Annotated in this window: 10 protein-coding genes; 9 read left to right on the forward strand and 1 reads right to left on the reverse strand. The window is 71.7% G+C overall.

Going from position 1 to position 11,761, the window contains the following annotated elements; genetic code table 11:
• Positions 1-15 precede the first annotated feature (15 nt).
• From RIM90_RS02705 to RIM90_RS02735, 7 genes are read left to right on the forward strand one after another with little or no spacing between them, the layout of a single operon-like run.
• Entirely contained in the window at positions 16-1,578 is a 1,563-nt protein-coding gene (locus RIM90_RS02705) for an AMP-binding protein (RefSeq protein WP_309058876.1), read from the forward strand.
• A gap of 35 nt (positions 1,579-1,613) precedes the next feature.
• A complete protein-coding gene (locus tag RIM90_RS02710) occupies positions 1,614-2,792 on the forward strand; it encodes an amidohydrolase family protein (protein ID WP_309058877.1) in 1,179 nt (392 codons plus the stop codon).
• Entirely contained in the window at positions 2,789-4,234 is a 1,446-nt protein-coding gene (locus RIM90_RS02715) for a FadD3 family acyl-CoA ligase (RefSeq protein WP_309058878.1), read from the forward strand. Before RIM90_RS02710 ends, RIM90_RS02715 begins: the two co-directional genes overlap by 4 nt.
• A 51-nt stretch (positions 4,235-4,285) precedes the next feature.
• Positions 4,286-5,863: a methylmalonyl-CoA mutase family protein gene (locus tag RIM90_RS02720; protein WP_309058879.1), complete on the forward strand. Its 1,578-nt coding sequence runs from the start codon at positions 4,286-4,288 to the stop codon at positions 5,861-5,863.
• On the forward strand, positions 5,863-6,285 hold the full coding sequence (locus tag RIM90_RS02725) for a cobalamin B12-binding domain-containing protein (RefSeq protein ID WP_309058880.1): 423 nt from the start codon (positions 5,863-5,865) through the stop codon (positions 6,283-6,285). The genes RIM90_RS02720 and RIM90_RS02725 overlap by 1 nt, the downstream gene beginning before the upstream one ends.
• Before the next feature lies 1 nt (position 6,286).
• Positions 6,287-7,243 (forward strand): TIGR03564 family F420-dependent LLM class oxidoreductase, encoded by a 957-nt coding sequence (locus RIM90_RS02730; RefSeq protein ID WP_309058881.1) that lies wholly within the window; start codon positions 6,287-6,289, stop codon positions 7,241-7,243.
• Entirely contained in the window at positions 7,240-8,283 is a 1,044-nt protein-coding gene (locus tag RIM90_RS02735) for a CaiB/BaiF CoA-transferase family protein (RefSeq protein WP_309058882.1), read from the forward strand. The genes RIM90_RS02730 and RIM90_RS02735 overlap by 4 nt, the downstream gene beginning before the upstream one ends.
• A gap of 135 nt (positions 8,284-8,418) precedes the next feature.
• Here RIM90_RS02735 and RIM90_RS02740 read toward each other — a convergent pair whose 3' ends face one another.
• The gene (locus RIM90_RS02740; protein ID WP_309058883.1) at positions 8,419-9,186 is read right to left on the reverse strand and encodes an SDR family oxidoreductase; all 768 of its coding nucleotides are present in this window, start codon (positions 9,184-9,186) and stop codon (positions 8,419-8,421) included.
• A gap of 53 nt (positions 9,187-9,239) precedes the next feature.
• Here RIM90_RS02740 and RIM90_RS02745 point away from each other — a divergent pair, with 53 nt between their 5' ends.
• On the forward strand, positions 9,240-10,682 hold the full coding sequence (locus RIM90_RS02745; protein WP_309058884.1) for an AMP-binding protein: 1,443 nt from the start codon (positions 9,240-9,242) through the stop codon (positions 10,680-10,682).
• The coding region (locus tag RIM90_RS02750) for a thiolase family protein (RefSeq protein WP_309058885.1) at positions 10,675-11,761 on the forward strand (1,087 nt) is incomplete at its 3' end. The genes RIM90_RS02745 and RIM90_RS02750, both read left to right, overlap by 8 nt.

Genomic DNA, 11,761 nt, shown 5'->3' on the forward strand with positions numbered 1-11,761 from the left:
AGGAGTGCCTCCGGCATGTCGATGTTTCCCTCCGCTGCACTGCGGTCCGTCCCGGCCGAACTGGTCGCCCGCTATGAGGAGGCTGGCTGGTGGACCCGCGAGACCCTCGGGGACCTGCTGACGGGTGGTCTGGCGAAGTCGGGAGGCGTGGAGTTCCGCGTGCACTCGGACGTCCGGCCGTGGAAGGGGACGTTCGCCGAGGTGGAGCTGGTCGCCCGGCGCTTGGCCGCGGGGCTGCGGGGGCGGGGGGTCGGGCCCGGTGACGTGGTGGTCATGCAGTTGCCCAACTGGATGGAGGCCGCCGCCGTGTTCTGGGCCTCCGCTCTCCTCGGCGCCGTGGTGGTCCCCGTCGTGCACTTCTACGGACCGAAGGAGGTCGCGTACATACTCGGGGCCACCCGTCCCAAGGCGTTCTTCGCGGCCGAGCGCTTCGGCCGGCAGGAGTTCCGCCCGGACCTGTGCGAGCAGGTCCCGGTCGTCGGCGTGGTGGGCCGCGACTTCGACGGGCTCCTCGCCGAGAAGCCGATGCCGGGCACGATCCGGGTCGATCCGAACGCGCCGGCGCTGATCGCCTTCACCTCCGGCACCACCCGCGACCCGAAGGGCGTGGTCCACAGTCATCGGACGCTCGGCTACGAGACGCGGCAACTCGCCGCCTCCTACCCGCCCGACCGCGGGCGGCAGTTCACCGTCGCACCGGTCGGTCACTTCATCGGCATGGTGAACGCCTTCCTGATCCCGGTGCTGGACGGGACGCCCGTCAACCTGGGCGACACCTGGAACCCCGCCCAGGCGCTCGCACTCATGCGCGGCGACGGGCTGACCGTCGGGGGAGGGGCGACGTACTACATGACGAGCCTGCTCGACCACCCCGACTGCACCCCCGGCCACATCGCCCGTCTGAAGTACGCGGGTCTCGGCGGCGCGGCCGTGCCCTCGGCGGTGACCACCCGGCTGGAGTCCCTGGGCATCAGCGTGTTCCGCGCGTACGGCTCCACCGAGCACCCCTCCGTCACCTGCACCCCGTACGACGGCCCGGCCGGCAAGCGCCTGCACACCGACGGCATCCCGCTGCCCGGAGTCGAACTGCGCCTCGCCGAGGACGGCGAGATCCTCACCCGCGGCCCCGACCTGTGCCTCGGCTACACCGATCCCGAACTGACCCGGGCCGCCTTCGACGCCAACGGCTGGTACCACACCGGTGACATCGGCTCCCTGGACGCCGACGGCTGGCTCTCCGTCACCGACCGCAAGGCGGACGTCATCATCCGCGGCGGGGAGAACATCAGCGCGCTGGAGGTCGAGGAAATCCTGCTGGGCCTGCCCGGGGTGGCCGAGGTCGCCGTGGTCGGCGTGCCCGATCCGCGGTTCGGGGAGCGCGCCGCCGCCGTGCTGCGCATGCGTGACGGATGGCAGACCCCCGGTCTGGCCGAACTACGGCTGCATCTCGAGCGGGCCGGCCTGGCCCGGCAGAAGTGGCCCGAGCGGATCCAGGCCGTGGACGACTTCCCGCGCACTCCCAGCGGCAAGGTGAAGAAGTTCGCCCTCCGCAACCGCATTGCCACTCCTACCGAGTGAGAATACGATTCTCTTAACCTGTGAAGGAGGATCTCATGCCGTCTCGCGAGCTCGCGTATCCGCTCTTCGACGCGGACAACCACCTCTACGAGACCCAGGAGGCGCTGACCAAGTACCTCCCGAAGGAGTACGACGGGGCCATCGAGTACGTGAACGTCCGCGGCCGCACCAAGATCGCGATACGCGGACAGATCAGCGAGTACATCCCGAACCCCACCTTCGACGTGGTGGCCCGCCCCGGTGCCATGGAGGAGTACTTCAAGGTCGGCAACCCGGACGGCAAGACCCGCCGGGAGATCTTCGGCGAGCCGATGCGCTCCATCCCCGCCTTCCGCGAGCCGGGTCCGCGCCTGGAGCTGATGGACCAGCTGGGCGTGCAGCGCAGCTTGATGTTCCCGACGCTGGCGAGCCTCATCGAGGAGCGCATGAAGGACGACCCGGAGCTCATCCACGTGGTCATCCACTCCCTCAACCAGTGGCTGCACGAGACCTGGGGCTTCACCTACAAGGACCGCATCTTCACCGTCCCCGTCATCACCCTCCCGATCGTCGGGAAGGCGATCGAGGAGCTGAACTGGGTGGTGGAGCGGGGAGCGAGGGCCATCCTGGTCCGGCCCGCCCCCGTGCCCGGCCACGGCGGCACCCGGTCCTTCGCCCTGCCCGAGTTCGACCCGTTCTGGAAGCGGGTCGTCGAGACCGGCGTCCTGGTCGCCCTGCACTCCTCCGACTCGGGCTACGCCAACTACGCCAATGACTGGGAGGGCCAGCGGCGGGAGTTCCTGCCGTTCAAGCCCAACGCCTTCCGCCAGGTCCACGAGTGGCGGCCCATCGAGGACGCGGTCACCTCCCTGATCTGCCACGGGGCGCTCTCCCGCTTCCCCGAGCTGAAGATCGCGGTCATCGAGAACGGCGCCTCGTGGGTGGAACCGGTGCTCGGCCGGCTCGCCGACGTGCACAAGAAGATGCCGCACGAGTTCCAGGAGGATCCGGTCCAGGTCTTCCGTCGCAACATCCACATCAGCCCCTTCTGGGAGGAGGACATGGCGCAGCTCGGCGACCTCATCGGCATCGAGCGCGTCCTGTTCGGCTCGGACTACCCCCACCCGGAGGGCCTGGCCGACCCCGTCACCTACGTCGACCACCTCACCAAGCTCAGCGAGGAGGACAAGGCGAAGGTGATGGGCGGCAACCTGGCCCGGTTGATCGACGCATGACACCGACGACGGCGCAGTGGCGCAGCATCCCCGAGCTGGTACGGAGCGCGGCCGACCGCTTCGGCGACGCCGAGGCCGTGGTCGACGGCGAGCAGCGCCTGACCTTCAGCGAGCTGGCCGACCGGGTCCGGCGCACCGCGGGGGCGTTCGCCTCGGCGGGTGTCGGCCCGGGGGACCGGGTCGCGCTGTGGGCGCCCAACTCGGCCGAGTGGATCGTCGCCGCCTTCGGGCTGCTGACCGCGGGCGGCGTGCTGGTCCCGGTGAACACCCGGTTCCTCCAGGAGGAGGCGCACGACATCGTCGTACGCAGCGGCGCCAAGGCACTGCTGGTCCAGGACGGCTTCCTGGACCGGGAGTTCACCGGACCGCCCGGCGTGCCCGTCATCGACCTGAAGAAGGACGGATTCCTCGCCTCCGGGCAGCCCCTGGAGCGAGAGGTCGGCGAGGACGACCTGGCCGACATCGTCTTCACCTCCGGGACGACGGGCCGCCCCAAGGGGGTGATGACCACCCACGGGCAGACGCTGCGGCTGTACGCGGAGTGGTGCGACCTCGCCCAGCTCCGGCAGGGCGACCGGTACCTGATGGTCAACCCGTTCTTCCACATCTTCGGCTACAAGGCGGGGCTGATCGCCTCCCTGATCCGGGGCGCCACCGCACTCCCGCTCGCGGTGTTCGACGTCGACCGCGTACTGGAGCTGGTGGAGAGGGAACGGGTGACCGTCCTGCCGGGCCCCCCGACCCTCTACCACTCCCTGCTGGAGGCCGACGGCGCACGGGACCTGTCCTCACTGCGGGTGGCGGTGACCGGCTCCGCCGACATCCCCGTGGAACTGGTGCGCCGGATCACCACGGAACTACCGTTCGACCATCTGATGACCGGGTACGGCCTGACCGAGGCCGGCACCGTCACCGCCTCCCGCCCGGGCGACCCGTACGAGGCCGTCGCGACGACCGTCGGCAAGCCCTGTGAGGGCTTCGAGGTACGCGTCGCCGACGACCAGGAGGTCCTGGTCCGCGGTTACTCCGTGATGCGCGGCTACCTCGACGACCCCGCGGCCACCGCCGAGGCGATCGACGCGGACGGCTGGCTGCACACCGGTGACCTGGGGGAACTGGACGAGGAGGGCCGGCTGAGGATCATCGGCCGCAAGAAGGACATGTTCATCGTGGGGGGCTTCAACGCCTACCCGGCCGAGATCGAGGGCTTCCTGCTGAAGCACCCCGGTGTCGCCCAGGTCGCCGTCGTGGGCGTGCCCGACGAGCGGATGGGGCAGGTCGGCAAGGCGTTCGTGGTGCGGCGCGGTGAGGTGACGGAGTCCGAACTGATCGCGTGGGCCAAGGAGCGCATGGCCGGCTTCAAGGTGCCCCGCCACGTCGAGTTCCGCACCGGCCTGCCGCTCACCGCCACCGGCAAGGTGCTGAAGGACCAACTGCGCTGACCACGGGGAGACCCGGGCCCGCTACACCTCACACAAGGACGACGCCCCGTCATGACCGACGACGCCCACACCGCATCCGGCATCCCGCTGAAGCCCCTCTACGGACCGGAGGACCGGCTCTCCGATCCTCCGCCTCCCGGTGCCTTCCCCTTCACCCGCGGCAACTACCCCACGGGATACCGGGGCCGCACCTGGACCCTGCGCCAGTACTCCGGCTTCGGCACCGCGGAGGAGTCCAACCGCCGCTACCGCTACCTCCTGGACCAGGGAGGCACGGGTCTGTCGGTCGCACTCGACCTGCCCACGCAGTGCGGGTACGACTCCGACGACCCGGAATACACGGACGAGGTCGGCCGCGTCGGCGTGGCCCTCGACACCCTCGCCGACGCCGAGATCCTCTTCGACTCCATCCCCCTGGACCGCATCAGCACCAGCTTCACCATCAACGGCACGGCCGCCATCCTGCTCGCCTTCTACGTGGCCGCCGCCGAGAAACGCGGCATCCCGCGCGACAGACTGACCGGCACCATCCAGAACGACGTGCTCAAGGAGTACGCCTCCCGCGGCACCTGGATCTGGCCGCCCGAGCCGTCGCTGCGGCTCATCGCGGACACCATCGAGTTCTGTGCCGTCGAGGTGCCCCGCTTCAACGCCATCTCGGTCGCCGGGGCGCACTTCCGGGACGCAGGCGCCAACGCCGTGCAGGAGATGGCGTTCACCCTTGCCGACGGAGTGACGTACTGCGAGACCGTCCTCGAACGCGGCCGCATGACCATCGACCAGTTCGCTCCGCAGATCTCGTTCTTCTTCTACACGCACGGCGACTTCTTCGAGGAGGTCGCCAAGTACCGGGCTGGACGCAGACGCTGGGCCACGATTGTGCGCGAACGGTTCGGTGCGAAGACCGACAAGGCGTGCATGTTCCGCTTCGGCTGCGTGGCCGGCGGGGCCTCGCTGTACGCGCCGCAGGCCCGCAACAACACCGTCCGCGTCGCCTACGAGGCGCTCGCCTCCGTCCTCGGCGGTGTGCAGTCGATGTTCACCGCAGCCTGGGACGAGCCGTTCGCCCTGCCCAGCGAGGAGTCGGCCACCCTCGCCCTGCGCACCCAGCAGATCCTCGCCCACGAGACGGGCGTGACGCGGGTCGCCGACCCGCTGGGCGGCTCGTACTTCGTCGAGGCGCTCACCGACGCCACCGAGGAACGCATCGAGCGGATCATGGCCGACCTGGAGGCGCACGGCGGCATGGTCCGCTGCATCGAGGACGGCTACCTCCAGGGCCTCATCGCCGACGAGGCGTGGCGGCTGCACCGCGAGGTCGACTCGGGAAAGCGGCCGGTGGTCGGTGTCAACCGCTTCACCACCGAGGAGCCTCCGCCCGACCTCGCCACCTACGAACTCGACGCCGAGGGCCGGGAGCGGCAGCTCAAGAGGCTCGCCCGGGTCAAGGCCGAACGCAGCGCCGCTGACGTCCGCGCCCGTCTCGCCGACCTGAAACGCGCCGCCGAAGGAGACAGCAACCTGATGGACCCCTTGATCGACTGTGCCAACGCCTACTGCACGGTGGGCGAGACGGCCGACGCCCTGCGCGAGGTGTGGGGCGAGTTCCGGCAGCCGGTGGTGTTCTGATGGCGCCACCGGTACGGGTCCTCGTCGCCAAGCCCGGGCTCGACGGGCACGACCGCGGGGCGAAACTCGTCGCGCGGGGACTGCGGGACGCCGGGTTCGAGGTGGTGTTCACCGGCATCCGCCGCCGCGTCGACGACATCGCCGCCACCGCCGTGCAGGAGGACGTCGCCCTGGTCGGGCTGTCCATCCTGTCCGGCGCCCACCTCGCGCTCACCCGCCGCACGGTCCAGGCGCTGCGCGCAGCCGGTGCCGAGGACATCCCCGTCGTGGTCGGCGGCACCATCCCCGCCGGGGACGTGGACCGGCTGTACGAGGCCGGGGCCGCCGCCGTGTTCCCCACCGGCACGGCACTGGACGCCGTCGTGGCCGGCGTCCGCGCCCTGACCTCCACGCCCAAGGCCCTTTCCACCACAGAGGAATGACATGCGAGTCGGAGTGATGAGCGGCCCCGAACGGGGCGACGCCGCCTACAAGGCGGACCGCATGGTCGACGACGCCCGCTGGGCGGAGGAGGCCGGGTTCGACACGGTGTGGGTGCCGCAGGTGCCCACCGACTTCGACGCCCTGACGGCCGTCACCCTGATGGGACAGGCCACATCACGCGTCGAACTGGGCACGGCGGTCGTCCCCGTACACGCCCAGCACCCCGTCGCCCTGGCCCGCCAGGCCATGTCCGCCCACGCGGCGGCCGGCGGGCGGCTCGCACTCGGCGTCGGCGCCTCCCACCACTGGATCGTGCGCGACATGCTCGGCATTCCCTACGAGAAGCCGGCCGCGTACACCCGCGCCTACCTGGAGGTCCTGAACGCGGCCGTGAGCGGCGCGACGTCGGTGGACGTCGAGAACGACGCCTTCCGCGTCCACAACCCCCTCACCCTCGCCCCGGTCTCCCCGCTGCCGGTCCTGCTCGCCGCGCTGGGCCCGGTGATGCTGCGGATCGCGGGAGCGCTGACCGACGGAACCGTGCTGTGGATGGCGGACGAGCGGTCGGTGGCCGACCACGTCGTCCCGACCATCACCAAGGCGGCACAGGAGGCGGGCCGCCCGGCCCCCCGCGTCGTCGCCGGCGTCCCGGTCTGCCTGTGCGCGCCGCACGAGGTCGACGCGGCCAGGGAACGCGCCAACCGCATCCTCGGCGAGGCAGAGGTCTCCCCGAACTACCAGCGCCTGCTGCAGTACGGTGACGTGCGCGACGTCGGCGACCTGTGCGTGGCGGGTGACGAGGCGGCCATCAGGGCCCGCTTCAAGCGGTTCGCCGACGCGGGCGCGACCGACCTGTCCGTGCGCCTGCTGCCTCTCGGCAGCGGGCGGGAGGAACTGGTCGCCTCCAAGCTCCGCACCCGGGACGCGGTGGCGGCGATCGCCGCGGACTTCCGGTGAGCGGGCCGGGCCCCCTGTCCGGGCTGCGCGTCCTGGAGGTCGGGCACATCCTGGCCGGGCCGTACGCCACGATGCTGCTGGCCGACCTGGGCGCACAGGTCACCAAGATCGAACCGCCCGGTGGTGACCTGTCCCGCCAGGTCTCGGACGCCTACTTCGCCAGCCTCAACCGGGGCAAGCGCTCCGTCCGCCTGGACCTGGCCACACCGGAGGGCCAGGGGCGGCTGCACGAGCTGGTGCGGGGCGCCGACGCACTCCTGGTCAACCTCAAGCCGTCCGCCGTCCACCGCTACGGCCTCACCTACGACAGGCTGAAGCCCTGGAACGAGCGGCTGGTGTGCGTGGCGCTCACCGGCTGGGGCATGGACGCGGGCGACGAACCCGCCTTCGACTACGTCGTCCAGGCCGCCACCGGCATCGCCGCGCTCACCGGTGAGCGCGACGGCCCGCCCCAGCTGCCGGGCTACTCCTCCGCGGACAACTCGGCAGGTCTCGCCGCCGCCCTCGGTCTGCTGGCGCAGGTCGTCTCGGGGCGGGGCGGGCAGGTCGACGTCTGCCTGCGGGACGTGATGCTCTCGCAGCTCAACTACCATGCGTCCGCCTGGCTCAACGACGGCGCACCCCCACGCCGGCTCGGTGGAGCCCACGCCTACTACGTCCCCGCGCAGCTCTTTCCGACCGCCGACGGCCACCTGGCCCTGTTCATCACCCACGACGGCTTCTGGCGCGCGTTCGCCACCGAGGCGGGCATCGAGGGCTACACCACGATGGCCGAGCGGGCGGCCCACCGCGACGAGGTGGTCGCCGCGGTGACGAAGGCCCTCGCCGCGGACACGGCGGCGGGCTGGGAGGCCCGGCTGCGCCCGCTGCTCGTGCCCGCCGCCGCCGTGCGCACCCTGCCCGAGGCCCTCGCGGAGACACCCGACACGGTGGTGGAGGCGGGCGATTACCGGCTGGTCCGCAGCCCGTTCCGCATCGCCGGGTACGAGCCGGCGTACGGTCCGCCACCACGGCTCGGGGAGCACGGGGATGACGTCTGATCGCCGTGCTCGCGGACCCGGCGCTCGCTCCGGCTGCCGCCACCCGCCCCGTCGCCGTACGCACCCTCCACCAGTACCTGCGGAGCGGACCGAGCCGGTCCCCGGCGCCTTCCGGCGACTGCGCTCGCTGCGTCGTTACTTCGGCGGGAACCGCAACCCGCCGTCCAGGCGCACCACGTCACCGTTGAGGTACTCGTTCTCGCACAGGTGCTGCACCAGTGCGGCGTACTCCTCGGGTCGTCCCATGCGCCGCGGGTGTGGTACCTGGGGTCCCCAGTACGCCTCCAACTGATCGCCGGCCTTCCCGTACGCCGGGGTGAGGACGGTGCCGGGAGCGACGCTTGTCACGCGGATGCCGAGCGGTGACAGGTCGCGGGCGGCGACCAGGGTCATCGCTGACACGCCGCCCTTCGCCGCCGCGTACGGCAGTTGGCCGATCTGCCCCTCGTACGCCGCGATGGACGACGTGGTGACGATGACCCCGCGTCCGCCGTCCGCGTCGTGGGGTGCGGTGCGTCCGATGGCGGCGGCGGCCAACCGCAACACATTGAACACTCCGGTCAGGTAGACGTCGATGGTCGTACGGAATCCGGCCAGCCCCAGGGGGGAGCCGTCCTTGCCGATGAGCCGCCCGCCGCTCGCGGGCCCCCCGTGACAGTCCACCGCGATCCGGAACGTGCCCGCCCGTTCGGCCTCGTCGACCGCCGCCCGGACGGAGCCCTCGTCGGTGGCGTCGGTCCGGACGTAGCGCACCCCGAGCTCCGACTCCAGGGCCTTGCCCTTGTCGTCGGCGAGGTCGGCGACCACCACCCGGGCGCCCGCCGCGCACAGACGCCGCACCGTGGCCTCACCCAGCCCGCCCGCTCCGCCCACCACCAGGGCCGCACAACCATCGATGCGCATTGCATTCCCCTCTCTTGCGAGTGTGGATCTGAGTGTAGGAGAATGCCATTCTCATGAACATAGCCGTGATTCTGGAAATGGCCGCCTCGGCGGAAGACCGGCCGGCCGTCACCGAAGGCGACCGCACGCTCTCCGCCGCCGAGCTCCAGCGCCTCGCGCACCATGCGGCGGACCGCTTCCGCGGCCGCACCGCCGTCCTCTACCTGGGGCCGAACCATCTGGCCTACCCGGTCGCCCTGTTCGGCGCCGCGCTGGCCGGGATCCCCTTCGTCCCCCTCAACTACCGCCTCGGTGAGGAGCAGCTGGGCGCGCTGATCGGCCGGCATCCCGGGGCGGAGGTGCTGAACCCGGCCGACCTCGACGCGCTGCTCGCCGCTCCCGGGAGGACCGAGTGGCTGCCCGCGCCGCAGGACCAGGAAGCCGTCGCGGTCGTCCTTTACACCAGCGGCACCACCGCCGCCCCCAAGGCGGCCCTGCTCCGCCACCGCCATCTGCTGGCCTACGTCTTCAACACCCAGGACTTCGGGTCGGCGGAGCCGGGCGACGCCAGCCTGGTGGCGCTCCCGCCGTACCACGTCGCCGGTTTGATGAACCTGCTCACGAACCTGTACGCCGGCCGCCGCGTCGTCTACCAGAGCGTATTCCGGCCGGCCGACTGGCTGGCGACGGTGAGGCGCGAGGGCGTCAGCCACGCCATGGTCGTACCGACCATGCTGGCACGCCTGACCACCGAGCTGGGAGACGCGAAGGCGGACGTTCCCACCCTGCGGAACCTCGCCTACGGCGGCGCGCGCTGCCCCCGCCCGGTGGTGGAGCGCGCCCTGCGGCAGTTCCCGGACACCGGCTTTGTCAACGCCTACGGGCTGACGGAGACCGCCTCCTCCGTCTGCGTGCTGGGCCCCGACGACCACTGGCGGGCGGTCGCCTCCGACGACCCCGCGGTGCGCGCCCGACTGGGTTCGGTCGGACGCCCGCTGCCGGGTGTCGAGGTCGAGATCCGCAGCGGGGACGGCACACCGCTGGACGCCGGGGAGACAGGGCTCGTCTTCGTGCGCGGTGCCCAGATCTCGGGCGAGTACGAAGGCGGAAGCGACTCCGGCGGCGGGGACGGATGGTTCGCCACCCGGGACCGCGGTCGGCTGGACGCGGACGGCTACCTGTTCCTCGAGGGCCGCGCGGACGACACGATCATCCGGGGCGGCGAGAACATCGCCCCCGCCGAGATAGAGGACGTCCTGCTCCAGCACCCGGGCGTCCAGGAAGCCGCCGTGCTAGGCCTGCCCGATCCGGAGTGGGGCCAGCGGCTGGTCGCGGTGCTCGTCGGCGCGGGCGACCCGGAGGAGATCCGGTCCTTCGCCAAGCGGCGCCTGCGCTCGTCCAAGACCCCCGACACCGTCGTCTTCCGCTCCGAACTGCCCCGCACCGCCACGGGCAAGCTGCTGCGCCGCACCCTCGTGGCCGAGCTCGTCGAACCGGAGGAGACCACCGATGCCTGAAGCCGTGCTCGTCGCCGCCCTGCGCACCCCCATCGGCACCGCCGTCAAGGGAAGCCTGCGCGACACCACCGCCCACGAACTGGCCGACCGCATCGTGACGGCGGTCGCGGAGGGACTCGATCCCGGTCTGGTGGACGACGTGGTGCTCGCCGAGTCCCACTACGGCGGCGGAGTCGTCGCCCGGCACGCCGCGCTGACCGCCGGACTGCCGCAGGTGCCCGGACTCGCCCTGAACCGGCACTGCGCGGCCGGCCTGGCGGCGGTGCAGACCGCCGCCGCCTCGGTACGGGCCGGTATGGACCGGCTGGTGCTCGCCGGCGGAGTCAACTCCGCCTCCACCGCCCCCAAGCTGTCCTTCCGGGGCGTCGAGGGCCCCTGGGTGCCCCCGTCCCACCCGGACCGGGCCGACGCCCCGAACCTCGACATGTCGATCACGGTGGGCTGGAACACCGCGGTGCGGGCCGGCATCACCCGCGAGGAGATGGACGCGTGGGCGCTGCGCTCGCACCGCAACGCCGTCCGTGCCCTCGACGAAGGGCGTTTCAAGGACGAGACCGTGCCCGTCGACACCCCGCACGGTCCCTTTGAGGCCGACGAGCACCCGCGCCGCGACACCAGCGCGGAACGCCTCGCCGCGCTCAAGCCGCTCCACCCGGAGATCGACGGCTTCTCCATCACCGCCGGCAACGCCTGCGGCGCCAACGACGCGGCGGCGGCTGTGGCGGTGGCGGACGAACGCCTGGGCCTGCCCGCCCTGGCCACCGTACGAGCCTGGGCCTCGGTCGCCGTCGACCCCGCCGAGACCGGCCTCACGCCCGTCCAGGCCATTCCGAAGGCACTGCGCCGGGCCGGCCTCACCGTGTCCGACGTCGACCTCTTCGAGATCAACGAAGCCTTCGCATCGGTGGCCGTCGCCGCCGTCCGCCGCCTGGACCTCGACCCGGACACCGTCAACGTCAACGGCAGCGGCTGCTCCCTCGGCCACCCGGTGGCGGCGACCGGCACCCGCATGATCGTCACCCTGGTCCACGAACTGCGGCGCAGGGGCGGGGGAGTGGGCGTCGCCGCCATGTGCGCGG

Source organism: Streptomyces sp. (assembly GCF_031181555.1).
Classification (GTDB): Bacteria; Actinomycetota; Actinomycetes; order Streptomycetales; family Streptomycetaceae; genus Streptomyces; species Streptomyces fimbriatus.

What these genes read in the sequence shown, in the direction of transcription:
- RIM90_RS02730 (WP_309058881.1), top strand. Translation starts at nt 6,287, where the DNA reads ATGCGAGTCGGAGTGATGAGCGGCCCCGAACGGGGCGACGCCGCCTAC.
- RIM90_RS02745 (WP_309058884.1), top strand. Translation starts at nt 9,240, where the DNA reads ATGAACATAGCCGTGATTCTGGAAATGGCCGCCTCGGCGGAAGACCGG.
- RIM90_RS02705 (WP_309058876.1), top strand. Translation starts at nt 16, where the DNA reads ATGTCGATGTTTCCCTCCGCTGCACTGCGGTCCGTCCCGGCCGAACTG.
- RIM90_RS02725 (WP_309058880.1), top strand. Translation starts at nt 5,863, where the DNA reads ATGGCGCCACCGGTACGGGTCCTCGTCGCCAAGCCCGGGCTCGACGGG.
- RIM90_RS02740 (WP_309058883.1), bottom strand. Translation starts at nt 9,186, where the DNA reads ATGCGCATCGATGGTTGTGCGGCCCTGGTGGTGGGCGGAGCGGGCGGG.
- RIM90_RS02720 (WP_309058879.1), top strand. Translation starts at nt 4,286, where the DNA reads ATGACCGACGACGCCCACACCGCATCCGGCATCCCGCTGAAGCCCCTC.
- RIM90_RS02710 (WP_309058877.1), top strand. Translation starts at nt 1,614, where the DNA reads ATGCCGTCTCGCGAGCTCGCGTATCCGCTCTTCGACGCGGACAACCAC.
- RIM90_RS02715 (WP_309058878.1), top strand. Translation starts at nt 2,789, where the DNA reads ATGACACCGACGACGGCGCAGTGGCGCAGCATCCCCGAGCTGGTACGG.